Genomic DNA, 20,225 nt, shown 5'->3' with positions numbered 1-20,225 from the left:
TGCACGGGCGGCCGGATGAATAACCAACAGAATGACGATATGGACAGACAGACATTGAACGTGGCTTTCGCCACACAGAAAGGCGGCAGCAGCAAGACGGCTATCACGGTGTTGGTGGCGGGCTACCTGCACTACCGCTTGGGGTGTCCGCTGGCGGTGATCGACTGCGACTTCCCGCAGTACAGCCTGTACGAGATGCGGGAACGGGACAGCCGGGCGGTACTGGAGAACGAATACCTGAAACGGGCGGCTTACGAACAGATGCGGCAGCCGGGGCGTGCCGCCTATCCGGTGCGCAAGTGCCGGGTGGAGCAAGCCCCCGACACGGCAAGGGAGCTGGCGGCGGAAGGCTGCTACGACCTGCTCTTCTTCGACCTGCCGGGCACGGTGAACTCGGCGGGCATCCTGCGCACGATCGCACAGATGGACTACATCTTCGCCCCGGTGAGTGCGGACAAGGCGGTATTGGAGAGCACGCTCTCCTTCCTCGACGTGCTGCAACGGATGATGCTGGGCAAAGAGACGAGCCGCCTGAAGGGGCTTTACCTTTTCTGGAACCAAGTCGATAAGCGGGAAACGAGCGGGCTGTACGAGAAGTACGGGCAGGTAGTCGCCGACATGAGGCTGCCGATGCTGCAAACCCGCATCCCCGACACGAAACGCTTCCGCAAGGAGGCGGACAGTACGGGACGGACGGTGTTCCGCTCCACGCTGCTGGCTCCCGACAGGCGGATGCTGGCAGGCAGCGGCATCCCCGAACTGACCCGTGAGATAGCAACCATCCTCAAACTGGAAGGCTATGAAGAAGCAGCGGAATGAGAAGCCCATCGACGAGGAGCTGCTGATGCGGATGATGGCGGGCGAGGCGGCGGGAACGGGAGAACCGGGAACCGGAAAGGGGGAAACTGCCGTGCCGGTGGAAAAGGCGCAGGAAGGGAAGGCGGCGGACACAAGACGGCGCAAGGGAAGGCAGGCGGACTACGAGACGACCTTCTTTAAAGGCATGGACATCCCCGCCCGTTACGGCAAGCCGGTCTATGTGCGCCGTGAGTACCACGAGCGCATCGCCAAAATTTCGGTGATGCTGACGGGCGGCAAGGTGTCGCTCTCGGCATACATCGACAACGTGCTGGCACAGCACTTCGAGCAATACCGGGAGGAGATCGAGGCGGCATACGCCGGGAAACTGGAGAACCTCTTTTAAAAAGGAAGGAGGAAACGGCATGATACTGAAATTATCGCTCACCGTCCTGCTGCTCTATTACCTCGCCGTGCTGTGGAAATACTACCGGCAGGACATCGCCGGGATATTCGGGACAGCGGAGACGGACGAAGACACGGACGGAACGGGAAAGGAACCGGGGCAACCGGGTGAGCCGTACACGGTCATGGGAGAAAGCACCTACCTGCCCTTCGGAGCGGAGGACGGGGAGGAAGCGGTAGCCGGAGCCGTGGACGAACTCGCAGCGGAGGACGACGGGGCGGACTACTCCGACATCGAGCCGGAGGAGGACGAGGAGGAAACGGACTATGAACCCACGCCGGAGGAGATCCGGGAACTGGAGGAGGAAGAGGAATTAGGGGCTTATTACCCGGACGGCAACCCTGACTTCGCCACGGGGTACTCCTTCGATGACCTGAAAAAGGTGCGCCGGGTACTGGTGTCGGACAATGCGGACGAAAAGGCGGAGCGGGAAGCCCGTGAGGTGCTGCCGTCCGTGATGGGATCGGACATCTGGGAGGCGATGCTGGACGAGTTCGAGGGCGCACGTAAGCGTGTCGCCCGGCTGATGGACAACCATAATGTTTAATTAAAATTTTAAAGACAAATGAGACAAAAGAGAATCTTATTCACGGCGGCCTGCATACTCGCTGCCGTGGGCGCAATGGCGCAGGGAAACGGGCAGGCGGGTATCACCGAAGCCACGCAGATGGTCACCTCGTATTTTGAACCGGGGACGAAACTGATTTACGCCATCGGTGCGGTGGTCGGCTTGATCGGAGGGGTGAAAGTATATGGGAAGTTCAGCTCCGGCGACCCCGACACGTCGAAGACGGCGGCGAGCTGGTTCGGAGCCTGCATCTTCTTGATAGTAGCTGCCACTATCCTGCGTTCGTTCTTCCTGTAAAACAGCGACTATGGACATGGAAATCAACAAGGGGATCGGCAGGAACGTGGAGTTCAAGGGGCTGGAAAGCCAGTACCTCTTCATCTTCTGCGGCGGTCTGCTCGCCGTTTTCGTGGTGTTCGTCATCCTGTACATGGCGGGCGTGAACCAGTGGGTATGCATCGGCTTCGGCGTGGCTGCGGCTACGCTGCTGGTATGGCTGACCTTCCGGCTGAACGCCCGGTACGGCACGCACGGGCTGATGAAGGCAGCCGCCCGCAGGAGGCATCCGAGATACGTGGTGAACCGGCTGAAAATCCCCCGATTATTTATTTTTAAACACTGGCAAGAATGAAAAACGTAATGAAAGCGGCGACGCTCGAAAGCAAGTTCCCGCTGCTGGCGGTGGAGAACGGCTGCGTCGTGAGCAAGGAGGCGGACGTGACGGTCGCCTTCAGGGTGGAACTTCCGGAACTGTTCTCCGTTACAGGGAGCGAGTACGAGGCGATCCACTCGGCTTGGCACAAGGCGGTGAAGGTGCTGCCGGAGTATTCCATCGTACACAAGCAGGACTTCTTCATCGAGGAGAAGTACCGGCCGGAAACGGACAGGGACGACCTGAGCTTCCTGAGCCGGAGCTTTGAGAGGCACTTCAACGAACGCCCGTTCCTCTCGCACACCTGCTACCTGTTCCTGACAAAGACCACGAAGGTGCGGAGCCGTCAGGAAAGCACGTTCTCCACCCTCTGCAAGGGCAGGCTTGTCCCCAAGGAGATAGAGGACCGGGAGACGGTTACGAGGTTCCTCGAAGCCGTCGGGCAGTTCGAGAAGATCATGAACGACAGCGGTTTTGTTACGCTGCGCCGCCTCACGACGGACGAGATCACTGGGACGGAAGCGGCGGCGGGCATCGTGGAGAAGTACCTCTCGCTCTCGCAGCACGACACGACGGTGCTGAAGGACATCCAGTTGAACCCGGAGGAGATGCGCATCGGCGACGACATCCTCTGCCTGCACACCCTCTCGGACACGGAAGACCTGCCGGGCAAGGTGGCGACGGACAGCCGTTACGAGCGGCTCTCGACCGACCGCTCGGACTGCCGGCTGTCGTTCGCCGCCCCGGTGGGCTTGCTGCTGGACTGCAACCACTGCTACAACCAGTACATCTTCATCGACGACCACGGGGAGAACCTGAAACGCTTCGAGCAGACCGCCCGGAACATGCACTCGCTCTCCCGCTACTCCCGCTCCAACCAGATCAACAAGGCTTGGATCGAGGAATACCTGAACGAGGCGCACTCGAAAGGGCTGACCTCGGTGCGCTGCCACTGCAACGTGATGGCATGGAGCGACGACAGGGAGGAACTCAGGCGCATCAAGAACGAGGTGGGCAGCCAGCTCGCCCTGATGGAGTGCAAGCCGAGGCACAACACGGTGGACGTGCCCACGCTCTTTTGGGCGGCGATACCGGGCAACGAGGGGGACTTCCCCTTCGAGGAGAGCTTCTACACGTTCATCCCGCAAGCCCTGTGCTTCTTCACCGAAGAGACGAACTACAAGGACTCGCTCTCACCCTTCGGCATCAAGATGGCGGACAGGATGACGGGCAGACCGCTGCATCTGGACATCAGCGACCTGCCGATGAAGAAAGGGGTGATCTCGAACCGCAACAAGTTTGTCCTCGGTCCGAGCGGAAGCGGCAAGTCGTTCTTCATGAACCACCTCGTGCGCCAGTATTACGAGCAGAACAGCCACATCGTGCTGATCGACACGGGCAACTCGTACCAAGGGCTGTGCGAGCTGATACACCGCAAGACCAAGGGCGAGGACGGGATTTACTACACGTACACGGAGGAGAAGCCCATCAGCTTCAACCCCTTCTTCACGGACGACTACAAGTTCAGCGTGGAGAAGAAGGACAGCATCAAGACGTTGCTGCTGGCGCTGTGGAAGGGCGAGGACGAGAAAATCACGAAGACGGAGAGCGGCGAGCTGGGCAGTGCGGTGTCGGCGTACATCCGCCGGATACAGCAGAACCGGGACATCGTCCCCTCGTTCGACACCTTCTACGAGTACATGCTGAACGATTACCGGAAGGAGCTGGCTGCAAGGGACATCAAGGTGAGCCGGAAGGACTTCAACATCGACAACTTCCTGACCACACTCAGGCAGTATTACAAGGGCGGACGCTATGACTTCCTGCTGAACTCGAACGAGAACATCGACCTGCTGCACAAGCGGTTTATCGTATTTGAAATTGACAGTATAAAAGATAATGCCGAGCTGTTCCCCGTGGTTACGATCATCATCATGGAAGCCTTCATCAACAAGCTGCGCCGCCTGAAAGGGGTGCGGAAGATGCTGATCTGCGAGGAGGCTTGGAAAGCCCTTTCCTCGCCGAGTATGAGTGAGTATTTGAAATACATGTACAAGACCGTCAGGAAATATTTCGGCGAGGCGATTGTCGTCACGCAGGAGGTGGACGACATCATCTCGTCCCCCATCGTGAAGGAGGCTATCATCACCAACTCGGACTGCAAAATCCTGCTCGACCAGAAGAAGTACATGAACAAGTTCGACGGCATCCAGTCGATGCTCGGTCTGACGGACAAGGAGAAGTCGCAGATACTCTCCATCAACCTCGCCAACCATCCCGGACGGAAGTACAAGGAGGTGTGGATCGGTCTGAACGGGGTGCAGTCGGCGGTGTATGCCACGGAGGTATCGGCTGCCGAGTACCTGACCTATACCACCGAAGAGAGCGAGAAGACGGAGGTGTTCGCACTGGCGGAAGAGCTGGGCGGGGATTTGGAGCTTGCCATCAAGCGACTGGCGGAGACGAAGTATAAATAATGTACCGATGTGCTAACTGGGAGCGGCGGACAGGCTGCCGGACGGGTGGTTGATTGACCGGACGAACGGCTAAAGGGTCGGACGATTAACCAAACGGCTAAACGGTCAAACGGTTAAACAGTTAAACGGCTGGCTGGCTGAACGGCTGGATGTACAAACGGCTAAACGGAATGGAGAGAATAAAATTTTGTAAAACTTAAAAAAAACGGAATCAAGATGAGACGATTGAATTTAATCCTGCTGCTGTCGGCGGTGACGGTGGCGCTGGCGTTTGTCATTTCCTGCAAGGAGACAAATGCGGAACGGTTGGAAAAGATGTGCGGCGAGTGGGTCAGCACGGGCGGCAAGCCGCCCTTCACCCTCTGGGAAGAGGACGGCAAGTACCGTGTAACGGTCATGCACAGAAACCACAAGGGCGACAGTGAAGCGGAGACCTACCTCGTCCGGGAAACGGAAGGGGTGCTGTTCATCGAGACGGGCTTCGCCGTGATGATGGACTATGACCGGGAGAAAGACCACATCCGGCTGTCGCCGGGCGGAGAGTACAGGAGAAAGAGTGACGGAACCCTAAAACAGTAAGGACATGAGAACAATAAAGGCAATCATTCTGGGCGTGGCGTGCCTGACGGCAGGTGCGGCCAACGCCCAATGGGTCGTACACGACCCCGGCAATCTGGCGCAGGGCATCATCAACACAGCTAAGGAGATCGTGGAGACCTCCGCCACCGCACAGCACACGCTGGACGGCTTCAGGGAAACGGCGAAGATATTCGAGCAGGGGCGGAAGTATTACAATGCGCTAAAGGCGGTGCATGACGTGGTGAAAGGCGGAGTGAAGGTGAAGAAGTCCATCGGGCTGGTGGCGGACATCTCGGAAATCTACGTGCGCAACTACCAGAAGATGCTGGGCGACCCGAACTACACGCCGGACGAGCTGGAAACCATCTCGTTCGGGTACGCCAAGCTGTTGAGCGAGAGTGCGGACATCCTGCAAGATCTGAAGAACGTGGTGAACGTGACGGGGATGTCGCTCTCGGATGCCGAACGGCTGGCTATCATCGACCAGAGCTACAAGCGGCTGCTGGAGTACCGCAACCTCGTGCAGTATTATACGGACAAGAACATCTCGGTGAGCTACCTGCGGGCGAAGAAGAAAAAGGACGCCGACCGGGTGGTGGCTCTCTACGGGGATGCGGAAGACCGTTACTGGTGAGAGTGGCAATATATAATAATGTTCACGTACATAAATATAATATAGGACTATGTTGTTAGCGATAGACTTCACGAACCTGCATGAGATATTGCAGGTATTGTATCAGGACATGATGCCGCTCTGCGAGAAGCTGACGGGGGTAGCCAAGGGAATTGCCGGGCTGGGTGCGCTGTTCTACGTAGCCGCCAAGGTGTGGCAGGCGCTCGCCCGTGCCGAACCCATCGACGTGTACCCGCTGCTCCGCCCGTTCGCCATCGGGCTGTGCATCCTCTTCTTCCCCACCTTCGTCATCGGCACGATCAACACGGTGCTCTCGCCCGTGGTGAAGGGCTGCCACGGGATGCTCGAATCACAGACCTTCGACATGAACCGATACCGGGAGCAGAAGGAGACGCTGGAGAGGGAGGCGTTCCGCCGTGACCCGGAGAAGGCATATCTGGCGAGCAAGGAGGACTTCGACAAGAAGCTCGACGAGCTGGGCTGGTCGCCCAAGGACTTGAAGACGATGGCGGTGATGTACATCGACCGGACGGAATACAACATGAAGCGGAACATCCGGCTGTGGTTCCAAGAACTGCTCGAACTGCTGTTCCAGTCGGCTGCGCTGGTGATCGACACGATACGGACGTTCTTCCTGATCGCCCTTTCCATCCTCGGTCCGATAGCGTTCGCCCTCTCGGTCTATGACGGGTTCCAGAGCACGCTCACGCAGTGGATAACGAGGTACATCTCCATCTACATGTGGCTGCCCGTGAGCGACCTGTTCAGCTCGGTGCTGGCACGCATCCAAGTGCTGATGCTCACCCGTGACATCGAGGCGATGAGCGACCCGACCTTCATCCCGGACAGCTCGAACACGGTGTACATCATCTTTTTAATCATCGGGATATTCGGGTACTTCACCATCCCGACGGTCGCCAACTGGATCATCATGGCGGGCGGGGTGAGCCAAGCCAACCGTGCGATGAACCAAACCGCAAACAAGGTCGGCAACGTCGCCGCAGCGGGTGCGGGTGCCGCCGTGGGGAACATCGCCGGAAAAATCATCAAGTAGCGGCGGATGCCCCAAGAAAATGAGTCATAACGAATAAAAAACCGGAAACATGGAATTTAAGAGTTTGAAAAATATCGAAACGAGCTTCAGGCAGATACGGCTCTTCACGCTGGTATTCGCCTGCCTGTGCGCCGTGGTGACGGGCTTCGCCCTGTGGAAGTCGTACAGCTTCGCCGAGGCGCAGCGGCAGAAGATCTACGTGCTGGACAACGGCAAGAGCCTGATGCTGGCGCTCTCGCAGGATGTGCGGCAGAACCGCCCGGTGGAGGCACGGGAGCACGTGCGCCGCTTCCACGAGCTGTTCTTCACGCTCTCGCCCGACAAGTCGGCTATCGAGGGCAATATCAAACGCTCGCTGCTGCTGGCGGACAAGAGCGCCTTCAACTACTACAAGGACCTCTCGGAAAAGGGGTATTACAACCGGATAATCTCGGGGAACATCAACCAGATGATAGAGATAGACAGCCTGCGGTGCGACTTCGACAAGTACCCGTACAGCGTGCGGACGTTCGCCCGGCAGATCATCCTGCGGGAAAGCTCTGTTACGGAGCGCAGCCTTGTGACCCGCTGCCGCCTGCTGGATGCGGTCAGGAGCGACAACAACCCGCAGGGCTTCATCATCGAGGGGTTCGAGATCACGGAGAACAAGGATTTGCAGACCCTCAAACGCTGACGGCTATGATAAGGAAATTCATCACAAAGGCGCAGGATTGGGCGGACGGGAAGCTCCGCCGCCTCGCCGGGCGTATCTCGCCCGACATGCGTGTGGCAATCATCCTCGTGACGCTGGTGGCGTTCGGCTCACTGTCGGTCTATATGACCGTCTCCTCCATCTACCGCATCGGCAGGAACGACGGGAAGGAACTGGGGATAGAGCATATTAGGCGCCTGCAATTACCCAATGACAGTATTATCAACCCTTTTGAAAGCGGACGGTATGGGACTGGTGGAGAAGTTGAGTGAGTGGCTGCTCCGCCGGGAACGGAAGGCTGCGCACCTGCGGGCGGACAACCGGGCAAGTCCCACGGCATCGCTCAAACGGGAACGGAAGGAACCGCCTGGCAAGCGGCAAACCGGGGAGACAGGCAGAAGGAAGCCTCCGGGGAGGAGAATCAGAATGTAGGACAACCATAAATTTTTGACATGATGGAAGAACAGAACCAAGAAAAAGCAACGGCAACGCAGCACGTGACGGTGGCGGATGCCGCAGCCCCGGAGACGGGGAACGGAAAGAAGGAGGACAAGGGCGGCGGGAAAAAGGAGAAGAAGACAGCCAAGCCGCTCACGCCGAAACAGTTGCAGCAACGGAAGAAGCTGATGGTATATCCGCTGATGGGCTTGCTGTTCCTCGGCTCGATGTGGCTGATATTCGCACCTTCGGAGGAGCGGGACGTGAACCGGGACACCGTGGGGGCGTTCAACGCCGACATCCCCCTGCCGGAGAATGACGGGATCATCGGCGACAAGCGGAAAGCCTACGAGCAGGCGCAGGCGGAGAAGGTGCGCTCGCTGGAGGACTTCGCCTTCTCCGAAGAGAGCGATATGGACGGGGTGGAAATGGAACTGCCGGACAGCGAGCCGGAACGGGAACCGTTCAGGGACTATTCGGACAATGGCGGCGGCAGCCGTTCTTCCGTTACCGCCTACCGGGACATCAACCGTCAGCTCGGCTCGTTCTACGAGGAACCGAAGGTGGACGGGGAAAAGGAGGAGCTGAAAAGGCAGGTGGAGGAGTTGACCGCCAAGCTGGAAGAAAGGGAACGGCAGGCGGGCGGAATCGATGATCAGGTGGCGCTGATGGAGAAGAGCTACGAGCTTGCCGCCAAGTACATGGGACAGAACGGGAAGGACGGCGCAGCCGTGCAGAACGACAACAGTCCAAGACAGCCCGCCGTGGCGGTGCAGGTGGCACGGGAGCGGACGGTATCGGGGCTGCAACAGCCCCTGAGCGATGCGGAGTTCATGCGGCGGTACAGCCAGCCGAGGAACTACGGCTTCAACACGGCGGTAGGCAGCGGGTACACTATGGGGAAGAACACGATACGGGCGTGCATCCACGGAGATCAGACGATTATGGACGGACAGACGGTGAAGCTCAGGCTGCTCGAACCGCTGCAAGCGGGAAACCTTGTGATTCCGCAGAACACGCTCGTTGCGGGTACGGGAAAGGTACAGGGAGAACGGCTGGATATTGTGGTGTCGTCCATCGAATACCGGGGGAACTTGCTGCCCGTGGAGCTGGCGGTGTATGACAGTGACGGGCAGAAAGGCTTGTCTGTCCCTTCATCACTGGAACAGGAAGCGGCAAAGGAGGCGATGGCGAACATCGGCGGCGGGTTGGGAACGAGCATCTCGTTCGCACGGAGCGCCGGACAGCAGGTGGCGATGGACATCACCCGTGGGCTGATGCAGGGCGGCAGCCAGTACCTTGCCAAGAAGTTCCGCACGGTAAAGGTGCACCTGAAAGCGGGGTATGAGCTGATGCTTTACGCCAAACAACAATAGATCGACAGATTATAAAACCATTAAAAAGAAAGGACAAATGAAAAAGATTTTTGGATGGGTCGCCCTGCTTATGGGCATGGTGACGGGTGCGAACGCACAAGTGAATGATACGATACAGCGGGTTACGGGCAACGACCTGTATCAGGGGATTACACGGAAGCTACCCTACCGGCAGATGGTTACGCCCCACGGGGTGCAGGTGACGTTCGCCAAGACGGTGCATATCATCTTCCCCTCGGCGGTGCGGTACGTGGACTTGGGAAGCAATTGGATTATCGCCGGGAAAGCGGACGGTGCGGAGAACGTGATCCGGGTGAAGGCGACCACCGAGGGGTTTCCGGGGGAAACGAACTTTTCCGTTATCTGCGAGGACGGAAGTTTCTATTCGTTCAATGCCCGGTATGCGCATGAGCCGGAGATGCTGAACATCGAGATGAAGGATTTTTTGGAGAACGGGAACACGACGGACTTTTCGCATACCCGCATGAACCTCCATTTCCGGGAACTGGCAGGCGAAAGCCCGCTCTTGGTGAAGCTGATCATGCAGAGCATCTACAAGGAGGACAGGCGGGAGATCCGGCACTTGGGCTGCAAACGCTTCGGGGTGCAGTTCCTCCTGAAATCCGTCCACTCGCACAACGGGCTGTTCTATTTCCACACGGAAACGAGGAACAGGTCGAACGTGGCTTTCCGGACGGACTTTATCCGGTTCAAGGTCGTGGACAAGAAAGTGCCGAAGCGCACCGCCATTCAGGAACGGGTGATCGACCCGGTGCGCAGCTACAACGAGGTGCTGGTGACGGAGGGGAAAAGCGACGTGCGCACGGTGTATGCCGTCCCGCAGTTCACCATACCGGACGACAAGCTGCTGGTCATCGAACTGTTCGAGAAGGACGGCGGTAGGCACCAGACCATCCGGGTGGAGAACGCCGACCTCGTGGCGGCAAAACAGATTAACGAACTGAAAATCAAGTAAGCGATGAAAAGGTTACTGTTCATTATCCTGCTTTTCGGGGTGTGCCTGCATGTGAACCGGGCACACGCCCAACGGTGCCTGCCCGGAATGAGGGGCATACAGCTCACGGGCGGGCTGTCGGACAACATGCGCTGGAAAAACGGCGACGGCTTCGGCTACCACGCCGGGATAGCGGTGAGCACCTACACGAAGAACGCCCACCATTGGGTGGTCGGTGTGGAATACTTGGAGAAGCGGTACGGCTACCGGGACTGCCTCTATCCGGCGAGCCAGTTCACGGGCGAGGGCGGCTATTACCTGAACTTCCTTTCCGACCGGAAGAAGACGTTCTTCGCCGCACTGGGACTGTCCGCCCTTGCCGGGTACGAGACGGTGAACTGGGGCGAGAGCCTGCTGCCGGACGGCTCCCGGCTCACGGATGAGGACAATTTCATCTACGGGGGTGCGCTCACGCTGGAGCTGTCCGCCTACGTGACGGACAAGATTGTCTTGCTGGTAAACGGTCGCCAACGGGTGCTGTTCGGCGGCGACTGCGGGAAATTCCACACGCAGGTCGGCGTGGGAATCCGCTTCATGATTCGATAACTGCTATATAATATAATTGTATATGAGGACAATGATTTATAGAATATTCACGGGCTGCTACATCGTGGCCGCCCTCGTGCTGGTCGCAGCCTGTAATGACGGGCTGGATATTCAGACGAAATACCTGTTCACGGTGGAGACGATGCCCGTCCCGAAGGAGCTGAAAGTGAACGAGACGGCGGAGATACGGTGCGAGCTGAAACGGGAAGGACGCTGGGAGGACGCCCGGTACACGATCCGCTGGTTCCTCTTCGACGGGGAAGGCACGCTCAAACTGGATGACGGCACGGTGCTGCTGCCCAATGACCGCTACCCGCTGGAGAAAGAGACGTTCCGGCTCTATTACACCCGGCTGTCGGACGAGCAGAGCAGCTTCACCGTCTGGGTGGAGGACTCGGACGGTCAGGCGGTCGAGCTGGAATACGACTTCAATGCGGACAACGACAAGGAGGACGGGGATGGAAGTGGAACTGGGAAAGAGTGAGGTGCCGGCTTTGGCGGAATTGAAAGACCTGTGCCGGCACGAGTGCACCGCAGAGCGGTACGCCGATACCGTCAGGGAGTTCGGATGGTCGCTGGAACATGTGCTGGAGGACATGAAAACCCCGGAGATGTGCCGCCGTGCGCTGGAAGCGAGTGCGGAACTCGGTTACGGGCATCTGGCATTGCTGCACCATATCCCGTTCGCAGAGGTCTGCATGGAAGCCATACGGGACTGGTACGGCGAGGGCAGAGCCGATCTTTACGAGGTGGCTTCGGCAATCCGACCGGAGGTGTTCGACGGGAAGATGGCGGATTTTCTGGTGGCGGAGGACGGCAGGTGCCTGTCCCTGCTGCTCGTCCACCTGCAAACGCCGGAGCTGTGGCGGAAATGCGCCGAACATAACTGGATGTCATTCGTGATGATTCCGTGGAGGGAACGGTCGCTGGAAGCGTGCCTGACGGCGTACCTGAACTATCCCGGGATGATCCATGCCCATCCCCATGTCGTGCCGCAACCGGTGGACAGCTATTACAACGTGTACTCGCTGTGCCGCCTGATGGAGCAGATGACGGGCGAGAAATTCACCTGCGGGCAGATGGCGGACTTCTACGGGGGAAAGCGGATGGCGGTCAAGTGCATCGAGGTGCCCGATGGTTTCCTGAAAGACCGTGAGGTACTTTCGACCGGCAGAAAGAGACGTTCCGCATCGCCCCTCTCAGCCAGCGGCAGGAGCAGAGGCAGCAGGAACAGCAAGAGCCGGAACGGAACGACGCACCCAAGAGGCGCAACGGAATGAAAATATGAGACAACCTATCTAAAAAAACAGAAACATGGAACAAGAAGAAAGAATGTATCAGGTACCTCTGGAGATGATATGCAGGCACGACCGCACGGCGGAGGTGTGCCGTGCCGCCGTTGAAGAGGACGGCTGGCAGCTGGAGAACGTGCCCGAAGAGATGAAGACACCGGAACTGTGCCGGAAGGCGCTGGAAACGGAAGCGGGATTCGGGAACGACTTCCACCGGGGGCTGGTTCAGCATATCCCTTTTGCGGAGGTGTGCATGGAGGTGCTGAAGGAGTGCCGGGAGAATAACCCGGAAGAACTCTACGGGGTGGCGGTGGCTATCCGCCCGGAGGTGATGAATGGCGAAATGGCGGACTTCCTGCTGCCGCTGGACGGCAGGTGTATCAGCATCCTGCCCGTGCACCTGCAAACACCGGAGCGGGTGCGGGTGGCGGTGGAAACGTCGGGGATGTCCGCCGTCGGGCGTGGCGGAGTGCCGAAAAGCCTGCTCACGCCCGATGTGTATGTCAGGTGCGCCGCCCACAGTCGGGAGTCGCTGATGATGATCCCGTGGGCGGAACGCTCGCCGGAGGTCTGCCTAATGGCGAAGACGCTGTACCCGGACATAGTGAAGAATCACCCGGAGTTCGTGCCGGAGAGCGTGCATAACCAAGACAGCATCTACACGCTGAACAGCCTGATGGAAAGCCTGACGGGGGAAAAGTTCAGCTACCGGCAAATGACGGACTTCTACAACGGGAAGCCGCTGAATGTGAAACGGATGGAAACGCCGGGCGGCGTGCAGAAGGACAAGTCGGTGAAGTTCGACAAGGAGACGGGAGGCTTCTCCTTCTCCGACATCCGGCAGGAGCGAAAACGGGGATTGAAGATGTAGCGTGAGCCGGACGAAATGGAAAGCATCATTCAGGATGCTTTCCATATCCGCCCTGCCGCCTTCCGGTTTCTTTTGCTTCTTGTTCTTTTCCCGCCCCGCTCACGAAAGAAAAGAAGTGCGAAACGGATAGCGAACAAAAAAAGGGACGCTTAAAGCATCCCCTCGTCCATGTAGCTAAGGTAGGCGTCCTCGGTCAGTATGATGTGGTCTAAAAGCTGTATGCCGATTGCCTCGCAGCCTTTCTTCAACTGGCTGGTCAGGTTGTTGTCCGGCGTGCTCGCCACGGTCGAGCCGGAAGGGTGGTTGTGCGAGAGGATGATTCCCGAGGCATGAGAGACGAGAGCCGTCTGGAGGACGATGCGTATGTCCACCACCGTACTGTTCATGCCGCTGCGTGAGACGCACGAAACGCCCAGCAGTCTGCCTGCGCCGTTCAGGTACATCGCCCAGCACTCCTCGTGGTGCTGCATACAGTCCTCGTAGAAAGTCTTGAGGATGTCGTAAGACTCCTTGGAAGAGTGGATTCTAACTCTCTTGGATGCGTCAGCGTCCTTGTAACTTACGGTGATTTGAGGGAAAGACAGTGTATTCATAATGCAAAAAATTAAAAGTGAAACATTTATTTTTTGCTTTGGGGCACGGGGAAAGAACGGACTTCATGCAAGGCTTTTGCGTGGAATACGACCCGAAGGTGTGGAGATTGTGCGCAAAACCAGCAGGTTCAGCCTTGCTACTTGTCCGTTTTTCCCTGTAGGTTTGCTAAAAAATGAGTGTGGAGCTTGGCTAAAAAATCCGGTGAGTCGAGGGGGTTCTTTTTGCTTCTTTGTCTTTTCCCGCCCACGGCTCACCGAAAGAAAAAGAAGTGCGTCCGAAAATGGGTCAATCCTTTCCCACGGGCGGGTAAAAAAAGAAGTCCGGGCGGATCGCTACCCGTCCCGGACTTCCGGCGATGAAACATAGAGGGGGAATGTTATGGCTTGATTTCCCCCGTTGCGATTAAATTCCCGTCCGAATAATACGCTATCTTCCCGTAGGTAAATCCCATGTCGGGAATGGCTACGAAAGCGATATAGTCCGAATACTCCCTGCCTTTGAGGTTCTTCCCGACAAGGTTGTTGAATATCATGGGGATGCTGCAACCGTCCTCGCTGTAAAGGACGGTTTTCCCGTTCTGTCTGATTTCCTGCTTCATGCCGTTTCTATGAAAAGTGTCCCGTCGATAAGGTACTCCCAATTATTCTTGTGGCTCTCGTCCGTGAAATATTCCTCGCTCTCGCAATACTCGCAATCGTCACGGCACGAGCGGAAGAAGTTTTCCAGACAGTCACGCATGAGTTCCTTGAAATTCCGTGTGTCGGGCGAGCGCATGAAGTCCATGAGGGGCTGCAAGATGATTTCGTCCGACACAACCCCCGTGAAGGGGCATTCGCAAGTGACGGAGATACGGCTCCTGCGTCTTTTCTTGCGGTCTTTCGTCCAATAGACCTTGGGCTTGTACAGCTCCGCATGGAAGTTGTTATAGAGGTAAGCCAGCAAGCGGACGCTCGAAAGCCTTTCGGTCTCCTCCTCGTGTCCGGTATGGAAACGGTAAGCGTATGTGCAACTGTCGTAACAGTAGTTGGTGCAGGCAATGCGGAAAAGGTTGCAGAAGGCTTCGAGCGTGTCGCAGTTCTCGGAAGCATACGGGTAATCGTTTCCCTTGGCAAGCCAGTCGGTATAGGCTTTTTGACGGGCTTCGTCCTCCAGTTCCGCAATGCCGAATAGTGTATAGGTTCTCTGTACGGTTCGCATAAGTTTGAAAATTTGAAAGTTTAAAAATCGGTTTCTTTGCGATCTTTCTTTTCCGCTACGGCTCACGAAAGAAAGTAGCGGGCGGATTTCTCCGCCCTGCCCTTTGTCTTTAGGCTGCAATCTCTTCGGGTTGCGGTTGTTCCTCGGGTTGCGTTACCTTGCGCTCCCTTGCCCGTTCCTGCACTAATAGGACGGCTTTCTTTTCCTCGATGCGCTGGTGACGTTTCTCGTACACCCCGTTGTACTCCCTTTCGATGTTGGCGAGTTCCTCCGGCATGTGCCTGCGTGCGAAGTCAAGCAAGAGGGTCGCCACGGTGTTGTTCCCGTACGCTCCCTTGAAGTTGGCTACAAGGAAGTCCCTGCGGATGATGGTCTTCATCTTTACCGTGAGGTTTCCGATAATCCCCATCTTGTCCTCGTCCGTGATATACGGCTTGTCTTCCGCAATCCCCACGGCTGCGAAGTGTTCCTCCCGGAGCGAGGACAGAAGGAAGAAGTACAGCATCGTGTCTTCATCGGCACTGAACTTGCCGCCCGTGATGTCGGCTTCGAGAATCTGTTTCTTGGTGTCCTCCACCGTGCGTTCGAGTGCGATTTCCTTATTGCGCTTGTCCTGCTTCTCCAATTTCTCCACGGGAGAGAGCGGTGCGGGTGCGGGCGTTCCGTCCGCTGTCTCGGTCTCTGTCACGTTCTCCACGTAACAGAATGTAATCTCCTTCTGCCCGATTTTGGCATAGACGGTGATTTCCCCCGCTCCGCTCCTGCGGGTGATTTCCTCCTCCTGCTCCATGTAGTCCGCCCATTGCTGCTCGTAGCGGGTGCGGGCTTCCCCGTAGCGTTCGGGGTCGTTGAAATTTTCGGCTTTGGGTTCTTTGGGGCAGCTTGGAAAGGCGGTGTACCTGTCAAGGGTCTCCACCTCGTAGCCCGAAGCGGTTAGCCGTTCTACTACCGTCTCGTTGGCGGTGTAGCAGTCACGGCAGAGCGACACCTCCGGCTGGTTCCGCATGATTTGCACAGCTCGCTCCATAAGGAAAGAGGCGTTCATCTCGGCAAGACACGTGCGGTTGGCGCAATGCCCGCACCCGCCGTCATGGAACAACAGCAAGTTATTGGTGTTGTGTGCGCACGTGGCGCACTCGGCCTTGTCGAAGTGGTAGTATTGCAGGTCGGTGGTGAAGTTCTGTTCAATGCGCCTTGCAACATCGGCGGCTTTCAGTCCCCGCCAACTGTTATACGTTCCCTCGTCCTGCAAATGTTTCTCGTACACCTCACGCTGAATGTCCTCCCCGTATCGGCAGATTTCAGCCGCCACGCTGATGGTGATTTCATCCGCATCCAAGAGGGCGGCGATTTCGGGGATAAGGGCGGTGAATTTCAGCCGTGTGCGGATGTAGTTCTCGTTCTTTCCGAAGAGTACCGCCAAGGTCTGCACGGTGTGGCGTCCGCTCTCGATAAGCCGCTGATAGGCTGCGGCTTCCTCCACGGGTGTCACGTCCTTGCGCTGCAAGTTCTCAGTAATCGCCATTTCCTCGGCTTCCTCGTCCGACAACTCGGAAACGATTGCGGGAATTTCGTCCCTGCCCGCAATGACGGACGCACGGTAACGGCGTTCCCCGAAAACAATCCCGTAACGGTCTGTCCCGTCAACGGGGCGCACGGTGATGGGCTGCAACACACCCTGCCGCTTGATGCTCTCGGCAAGCTCGTAAAGGCTCGTTTCATCGAAACGCTTGCGTGGGTTGAAACCGCTCGGCTGAATGTTTGCCAATGCTACCATCGTGATGTTTCTCTCTGCTGCTGATTGATTTGCTTTTGTCTTCATAATCCGTTTGTTTTTAAGTTGATTGTTTATTCTTGTTCTTTTTGATAATTTTTTCCGGTCGGGAAATCGGTTTCTTTGCTATCTTTCTTTCCCCGCTCCGGCTCACGAAAGAAAGTAGCGGGCGGAAAGTCCGCCCTTGCGGCTTACCTGCGGTTATAGCACACGTTCGCGAACTTCTTTTTCTGCTCTACCGCCCGTTTGAGGATGTAGAACGTGCCGCCCACGGCTACCGAATCGTAATAGACCATCAGAAAAGCGGAGTTTTCCAAAAGGTAGTCGTTACGGCGTAGGAAACAGCCCTCGGTATATCCGTCCTGCAAGGTTACCACTTCATCGGCTTGCGCCAAAATGGTGTCATAACGCCGCTTGTCGGCCTGGGTGTACCGCTCGGCTTGTCCCTTGAAGGGGAGAACGCATTTCAAATGGATATGCGGGTATTCCTTTTTGAGGTTCAAGACTTCCTCTGCTGCGATAAGGTCGAAGCCCTCGCACATTCCCGACAAAAAGGTATGGTAGCCTTTTTTGATACAATAACTCTCGATGGCTACAAATGTATCGAACGCCACCTCTCTAAAGAGTTCCGTGAACTTGGCTATACGGTTGGTGCGGTGTCCCGAAAAGGCTACCGTCTTTTCTTTCGTAACGGGTGTTCCGTTTTCTGCCAATGTCCTTGTTTCCATATTGATATTTTTTTATCGGTTATTACTTGCCTTCTTCCTGCCACAAACCACGCTCTTTATCAAAATCAATGTCGTAGTAGTAGGCTGTCTTTGTTTTGGGCTTCCTGCGCCCGCCCAAAACTTGGGTTTCCAAAACCTTGTACCCTTTTCGGGTGGCTGCCACGACCACGCAAGTGAGGTACGGCAGATACTTGTGTTTAAACTTCTTTCCTTCCATGATTCAGATGATTAAAAGAATGATTATCAAGATGAACATGAAGCCGACAAACAACCGCCACGCAAGGGCGAAAACAAGCCGTGCCACGAAGCCTAACAGAAGCAAAGTAGCGGATAGGGCAAAAAACTGCCCTGCGGTGGTGGTGAGGAAGTACACCGCCGAAGCCCAAAGGATTAGGCGGTAAACCAGTCTGTAAATGAATGTCGTTTTCATGTTCTCGGGTATTGTCGGGCGGAGGAATCCGCCCGTGGTTGTTTAATAGTTTCCTTTCGGGATATAGCGGTTATCGGCTATCAGCCGGAACGTGTCGTAATCAGCCGTTCCCCGATAACTTAGGGACAGTTCAAAATAGAGGTGTCCTTCCTCTATGTAGAAAGTGAAGCGCAAGCCGTTGCGGATTATCGTCCCTTTTGAATGGTTGTTCCCTTCCCATCTTACGGGTTCATTCTCGATACTTTTCAAGAAATCGGCGACCTTTTTCGAGTTCTCCACATTTTCTTGCTCCACCTGCCTGTATATCTGCGTGTAGTAGTTTATCCAATCGTTTATTTTCTTGGCGGTGAACACGCCGATATTGCACGGCTTTTCGTATTGGTTGCCCGCCCTTTCGATGTCGTAGCGGTTGACATATTCAAAATGCTCCATGTCGGCGGCTATCCTGTATTTGTTCTCTTTGTATATCTTGCACACATGGAAACGGATGCCGTTATACGTGAACTCTATGCGCACGCCGTAAAATGCGGGATATTCACCGCTCTCCACGTGGTAGCCGTATTCCGCTTGGGGTATGTACTTCCTTATCTCCTGCATGAGTGGAGACAGCTCTTTTTTCGCCCGTTCCGCTCTTTCGGTAAACATCGCATTAACGTTAAAGCCGTTAAATTCCTTTTCTGATAATGTTTTCATCGTCTTATGTCTTTAAGTGGGGCGGATTGCTCCGCCCGTTGGTTTATACTCTTGTTCCTTTGTTGTCCCGCTTAGGCTGCTGCGGGTTCGTTTACCGGTTCGGTTACCTTGTCGGCAATCATCTTCGCCGCCTTGTTCACGTCCCCCAATATCTCCACCAAAAAGGCGGGTTCCTCCCTTAGCTTGGTGAGCCAGTGTTTCAGATAGGCGGCGTTGTTCTCCTGCGGTGCGGTTGCGTAGCCGAAGAACGCACCGCAAAGGGCTGCGGTAAGTTCGGCGACAAGTTCCTCACGGGCATAGAGCGCATCCCCGAAGAAGCAGCCGAACGTGCGGTTCAGTCGCTGGGGGCTTCCCGTGCTGTGCGCCATCTCGTGCAGGAGCGTGCCGTAAAACTCCGCTCCCTGCGGGAACTGCTCACGCTGCGGGCAAACGATATGGTCGGAAGAGGGCGAATAGTAGGCACTGTCCGAATACTGCACCTTGATAGGGCAATACCAATTTTGCAGATAGACAAGCTCGTCCAACGCCTCGTAAATCATTCTGTCCGAATAGTCTTCGGGCTGCTCTCCCTTTTTCATGCGCTCGTAGCGTTCGGGGTATTTCCCTGCAAAATCGGTCTGGTCGATGTTGAAGACGTTGTAATACTTCATCTGCGGGATGACCTTGTAATTTTCCTGCTCGGTTGCGGGCAGCTTGCGGTATTCCTCGTACTTGATTGTCTTTTTCGTCTCCTTGTGTACCACGAACTTGAACCAATAATAGACGGGAAACGATCGTGCGCCCTTGCTGACGCTCAAGTCCTCTTCCTTCGCTTGGTTGAACGTGAGGAACACGGGCAAAGTGAATTTCATGAACTCGGTGTAGAACAATAACATCAAGACATTGCCGCCATTATAGAGCGTCCCTCTGATGTTGCGGGGCAAACCTTGTTCAAGGCTCGTTATCCACGGTTTTTGCCAATCCGTTTTCAGGCACTCGATTTTCTTTATCAATAACTCGGTGAACATCGGTGCAATTTTTTCGATGGTGCTGTTCGTTGTTGCCATAACTCACAAATTTTAATCGTTATTACTCTGTTTTCATCGCTTGTCGCCCCAACCAATTTTTTTCCCTTGGCTGATTGGGAAGAACATTGACAATCATTGATAGCGGAAAAGGTGAATTGCAATCATCTGAAAAAATGGTAAATACTACCCGCAGGGTGGAGATTTGGCATTTTTTGCGGATTTGCTTTCACCTCCGCCTACCTTCGTCAATGTTTTCCCTATCAGCTTAGGGAAAAAATGCCCTGTCAGTCATTCCAGTCAATGGTCAGTTACTTGCCGGGTGCGGGAAAAAGAAGCCTTCCGGAG

27 protein-coding genes are annotated in these 20,225 nt (G+C 56.1%); 18 read left to right on the top strand and 9 right to left on the bottom strand.

Annotated elements, in window-relative coordinates; translation table 11 throughout:
- The first annotated feature begins 39 nt into the window (after positions 1-39).
- From KTG12_RS07970 to KTG12_RS07885, 18 genes are all read left to right on the top strand, one after another.
- Positions 40-819 (top strand): ParA family protein, encoded by a 780-nt coding sequence (locus tag KTG12_RS07970; RefSeq protein WP_173022571.1) that lies wholly within the window; start codon positions 40-42, stop codon positions 817-819.
- Complete coding sequence (locus tag KTG12_RS07965) at positions 800-1,204, top strand: DUF3408 domain-containing protein (RefSeq protein ID WP_009291502.1); 405 nt, start codon at positions 800-802, stop codon at positions 1,202-1,204. Before KTG12_RS07970 ends, KTG12_RS07965 begins: the two co-directional genes overlap by 20 nt.
- A gap of 19 nt (positions 1,205-1,223) precedes the next feature.
- Positions 1,224-1,811: a DUF4122 family protein gene (locus tag KTG12_RS07960; protein ID WP_009291501.1), complete on the top strand. Its 588-nt coding sequence runs from the start codon at positions 1,224-1,226 to the stop codon at positions 1,809-1,811.
- Between the two features lie 18 nt (positions 1,812-1,829).
- Positions 1,830-2,129 (top strand): DUF4134 domain-containing protein, encoded by a 300-nt coding sequence (locus KTG12_RS07955; protein WP_005647510.1) that lies wholly within the window; start codon positions 1,830-1,832, stop codon positions 2,127-2,129.
- Positions 2,130-2,139: 10 nt separating this feature from the next.
- The gene (locus KTG12_RS07950; protein ID WP_005647508.1) at positions 2,140-2,463 is read left to right on the top strand and encodes a DUF4133 domain-containing protein; all 324 of its coding nucleotides are present in this window, start codon (positions 2,140-2,142) and stop codon (positions 2,461-2,463) included.
- Complete coding sequence (locus KTG12_RS07945; RefSeq protein WP_014299613.1) at positions 2,460-4,961, top strand: TraG family conjugative transposon ATPase; 2,502 nt, start codon at positions 2,460-2,462, stop codon at positions 4,959-4,961. Before KTG12_RS07950 ends, KTG12_RS07945 begins: the two co-directional genes overlap by 4 nt.
- A gap of 216 nt (positions 4,962-5,177) precedes the next feature.
- A complete protein-coding gene (locus KTG12_RS07940; protein WP_009291498.1) occupies positions 5,178-5,540 on the top strand; it encodes a DUF3876 domain-containing protein in 363 nt (120 codons plus the stop codon).
- Positions 5,541-5,544: 4 nt separating this feature from the next.
- Positions 5,545-6,174: a DUF4141 domain-containing protein gene (locus KTG12_RS07935; protein WP_009291497.1), complete on the top strand. Its 630-nt coding sequence runs from the start codon at positions 5,545-5,547 to the stop codon at positions 6,172-6,174.
- Positions 6,175-6,223: 49 nt separating this feature from the next.
- Entirely contained in the window at positions 6,224-7,228 is a 1,005-nt protein-coding gene (gene traJ / locus KTG12_RS07930) for a conjugative transposon protein TraJ (protein WP_009041280.1), read from the top strand.
- 49 nt (positions 7,229-7,277) lie between these two features.
- Positions 7,278-7,901 carry a conjugative transposon protein TraK gene (gene traK, locus KTG12_RS07925; protein WP_005647497.1) on the top strand — a complete coding sequence of 208 codons (624 nt, stop codon included), beginning with the start codon at positions 7,278-7,280 and terminating at the stop codon, positions 7,899-7,901.
- Positions 7,902-7,906: 5 nt separating this feature from the next.
- Complete coding sequence (locus tag KTG12_RS07920; protein WP_009041279.1) at positions 7,907-8,191, top strand: TraL conjugative transposon family protein; 285 nt, start codon at positions 7,907-7,909, stop codon at positions 8,189-8,191.
- A complete protein-coding gene (locus KTG12_RS07915; RefSeq protein ID WP_162470352.1) occupies positions 8,192-8,362 on the top strand; it encodes a hypothetical protein in 171 nt (56 codons plus the stop codon).
- A gap of 9 nt (positions 8,363-8,371) precedes the next feature.
- Positions 8,372-9,733 (top strand): conjugative transposon protein TraM, encoded by a 1,362-nt coding sequence (gene traM / locus KTG12_RS07910; RefSeq protein WP_155144528.1) that lies wholly within the window; start codon positions 8,372-8,374, stop codon positions 9,731-9,733.
- A gap of 37 nt (positions 9,734-9,770) precedes the next feature.
- Positions 9,771-10,709, top strand: a complete 939-nt coding sequence (gene traN / locus KTG12_RS07905; protein WP_009041277.1) for a conjugative transposon protein TraN — start codon at positions 9,771-9,773, stop codon at positions 10,707-10,709.
- A gap of 3 nt (positions 10,710-10,712) precedes the next feature.
- Positions 10,713-11,294, top strand: a complete 582-nt coding sequence (locus KTG12_RS07900; protein WP_009041276.1) for a conjugal transfer protein TraO — start codon at positions 10,713-10,715, stop codon at positions 11,292-11,294.
- Positions 11,295-11,316: 22 nt separating this feature from the next.
- Positions 11,317-11,778, top strand: a complete 462-nt coding sequence (locus KTG12_RS07895) for a DUF3872 domain-containing protein (RefSeq protein WP_009291495.1) — start codon at positions 11,317-11,319, stop codon at positions 11,776-11,778.
- Positions 11,753-12,574: a hypothetical protein gene (locus KTG12_RS07890; protein ID WP_025813744.1), complete on the top strand. Its 822-nt coding sequence runs from the start codon at positions 11,753-11,755 to the stop codon at positions 12,572-12,574. Before KTG12_RS07895 ends, KTG12_RS07890 begins: the two co-directional genes overlap by 26 nt.
- Positions 12,575-12,608: 34 nt before the next feature.
- Positions 12,609-13,457, top strand: coding sequence for a hypothetical protein (locus KTG12_RS07885; protein ID WP_009041238.1), 849 nt, complete (start codon positions 12,609-12,611; stop codon positions 13,455-13,457).
- Between the two features lie 149 nt (positions 13,458-13,606).
- On the opposite strand, the gene KTG12_RS07880 is transcribed toward KTG12_RS07885, so the two are convergent.
- The 9 genes from KTG12_RS07880 to KTG12_RS07840 form a co-directional block, all read right to left on the bottom strand.
- The gene (locus KTG12_RS07880) at positions 13,607-14,050 is read right to left on the bottom strand and encodes a JAB domain-containing protein (RefSeq protein ID WP_009041239.1); all 444 of its coding nucleotides are present in this window, start codon (positions 14,048-14,050) and stop codon (positions 13,607-13,609) included.
- A 377-nt stretch (positions 14,051-14,427) separates the two neighbouring features.
- Positions 14,428-14,649, bottom strand: coding sequence for a hypothetical protein (locus KTG12_RS07875; protein WP_009041240.1), 222 nt, complete (start codon positions 14,647-14,649; stop codon positions 14,428-14,430).
- On the bottom strand, positions 14,646-15,248 hold the full coding sequence (locus KTG12_RS07870; RefSeq protein ID WP_009041241.1) for a hypothetical protein: 603 nt from the start codon (positions 15,246-15,248) through the stop codon (positions 14,646-14,648). The genes KTG12_RS07875 and KTG12_RS07870 overlap by 4 nt, the downstream gene beginning before the upstream one ends.
- A 109-nt stretch (positions 15,249-15,357) precedes the next feature.
- Positions 15,358-17,070 (bottom strand): ParB/RepB/Spo0J family partition protein, encoded by a 1,713-nt coding sequence (locus tag KTG12_RS07865; protein WP_138273024.1) that lies wholly within the window; start codon positions 17,068-17,070, stop codon positions 15,358-15,360.
- Positions 17,071-17,213: 143 nt separating this feature from the next.
- Positions 17,214-17,750, bottom strand: coding sequence for an SLOG family protein (locus KTG12_RS07860; RefSeq protein WP_155144476.1), 537 nt, complete (start codon positions 17,748-17,750; stop codon positions 17,214-17,216).
- Between the two features lie 22 nt (positions 17,751-17,772).
- Complete coding sequence (locus KTG12_RS07855) at positions 17,773-17,967, bottom strand: hypothetical protein (RefSeq protein WP_008640960.1); 195 nt, start codon at positions 17,965-17,967, stop codon at positions 17,773-17,775.
- Positions 17,968-17,970: 3 nt separating this feature from the next.
- Positions 17,971-18,180, bottom strand: a complete 210-nt coding sequence (locus KTG12_RS07850) for a hypothetical protein (RefSeq protein WP_009041245.1) — start codon at positions 18,178-18,180, stop codon at positions 17,971-17,973.
- A 42-nt stretch (positions 18,181-18,222) separates the two neighbouring features.
- Positions 18,223-18,873 (bottom strand): hypothetical protein, encoded by a 651-nt coding sequence (locus tag KTG12_RS07845; RefSeq protein WP_014299605.1) that lies wholly within the window; start codon positions 18,871-18,873, stop codon positions 18,223-18,225.
- A 71-nt stretch (positions 18,874-18,944) separates the two neighbouring features.
- A complete protein-coding gene (locus tag KTG12_RS07840) occupies positions 18,945-19,919 on the bottom strand; it encodes an ArdC family protein (RefSeq protein WP_009041247.1) in 975 nt (324 codons plus the stop codon).
- Between the last annotated feature and the right edge of the window lie 306 nt (positions 19,920-20,225).

Origin of the sequence: Parabacteroides sp. MSK.9.14 (assembly GCF_019041495.1) — a bacterium.
Classification (GTDB): Bacteria; Bacteroidota; Bacteroidia; order Bacteroidales; family Tannerellaceae; genus Parabacteroides; species Parabacteroides merdae.
This window is presented reverse-complemented; position numbering and strand designations above follow the sequence as displayed.

Coding starts and splice junctions, on each gene's coding strand:
- KTG12_RS07970 (WP_173022571.1), top strand. CDS start 40: ATGGACAGACAGACATTGAACGTGGCTTTCGCCACACAGAAAGGCGGC.
- KTG12_RS07935 (WP_009291497.1), top strand. CDS start 5,545: ATGAGAACAATAAAGGCAATCATTCTGGGCGTGGCGTGCCTGACGGCA.
- KTG12_RS07855 (WP_008640960.1), bottom strand. CDS start 17,967: ATGGAAGGAAAGAAGTTTAAACACAAGTATCTGCCGTACCTCACTTGC.
- KTG12_RS07920 (WP_009041279.1), top strand. CDS start 7,907: ATGATAAGGAAATTCATCACAAAGGCGCAGGATTGGGCGGACGGGAAG.
- KTG12_RS07950 (WP_005647508.1), top strand. CDS start 2,140: ATGGACATGGAAATCAACAAGGGGATCGGCAGGAACGTGGAGTTCAAG.
- traM (WP_155144528.1), top strand. CDS start 8,372: ATGATGGAAGAACAGAACCAAGAAAAAGCAACGGCAACGCAGCACGTG.
- KTG12_RS07880 (WP_009041239.1), bottom strand. CDS start 14,050: ATGAATACACTGTCTTTCCCTCAAATCACCGTAAGTTACAAGGACGCT.
- KTG12_RS07860 (WP_155144476.1), bottom strand. CDS start 17,750: ATGGAAACAAGGACATTGGCAGAAAACGGAACACCCGTTACGAAAGAA.
- KTG12_RS07865 (WP_138273024.1), bottom strand. CDS start 17,070: ATGAAGACAAAAGCAAATCAATCAGCAGCAGAGAGAAACATCACGATG.
- KTG12_RS07940 (WP_009291498.1), top strand. CDS start 5,178: ATGAGACGATTGAATTTAATCCTGCTGCTGTCGGCGGTGACGGTGGCG.
- KTG12_RS07900 (WP_009041276.1), top strand. CDS start 10,713: ATGAAAAGGTTACTGTTCATTATCCTGCTTTTCGGGGTGTGCCTGCAT.
- KTG12_RS07885 (WP_009041238.1), top strand. CDS start 12,609: ATGGAACAAGAAGAAAGAATGTATCAGGTACCTCTGGAGATGATATGC.
- KTG12_RS07840 (WP_009041247.1), bottom strand. CDS start 19,919: ATGGCAACAACGAACAGCACCATCGAAAAAATTGCACCGATGTTCACC.
- traN (WP_009041277.1), top strand. CDS start 9,771: ATGAAAAAGATTTTTGGATGGGTCGCCCTGCTTATGGGCATGGTGACG.
- KTG12_RS07890 (WP_025813744.1), top strand. CDS start 11,753: ATGGAAGTGGAACTGGGAAAGAGTGAGGTGCCGGCTTTGGCGGAATTG.
- KTG12_RS07955 (WP_005647510.1), top strand. CDS start 1,830: ATGAGACAAAAGAGAATCTTATTCACGGCGGCCTGCATACTCGCTGCC.
- traK (WP_005647497.1), top strand. CDS start 7,278: ATGGAATTTAAGAGTTTGAAAAATATCGAAACGAGCTTCAGGCAGATA.
- traJ (WP_009041280.1), top strand. CDS start 6,224: ATGTTGTTAGCGATAGACTTCACGAACCTGCATGAGATATTGCAGGTA.
- KTG12_RS07850 (WP_009041245.1), bottom strand. CDS start 18,180: ATGAAAACGACATTCATTTACAGACTGGTTTACCGCCTAATCCTTTGG.
- KTG12_RS07870 (WP_009041241.1), bottom strand. CDS start 15,248: ATGCGAACCGTACAGAGAACCTATACACTATTCGGCATTGCGGAACTG.
- KTG12_RS07875 (WP_009041240.1), bottom strand. CDS start 14,649: ATGAAGCAGGAAATCAGACAGAACGGGAAAACCGTCCTTTACAGCGAG.
- KTG12_RS07945 (WP_014299613.1), top strand. CDS start 2,460: ATGAAAAACGTAATGAAAGCGGCGACGCTCGAAAGCAAGTTCCCGCTG.
- KTG12_RS07960 (WP_009291501.1), top strand. CDS start 1,224: ATGATACTGAAATTATCGCTCACCGTCCTGCTGCTCTATTACCTCGCC.
- KTG12_RS07965 (WP_009291502.1), top strand. CDS start 800: ATGAAGAAGCAGCGGAATGAGAAGCCCATCGACGAGGAGCTGCTGATG.
- KTG12_RS07895 (WP_009291495.1), top strand. CDS start 11,317: ATGAGGACAATGATTTATAGAATATTCACGGGCTGCTACATCGTGGCC.
- KTG12_RS07845 (WP_014299605.1), bottom strand. CDS start 18,873: ATGAAAACATTATCAGAAAAGGAATTTAACGGCTTTAACGTTAATGCG.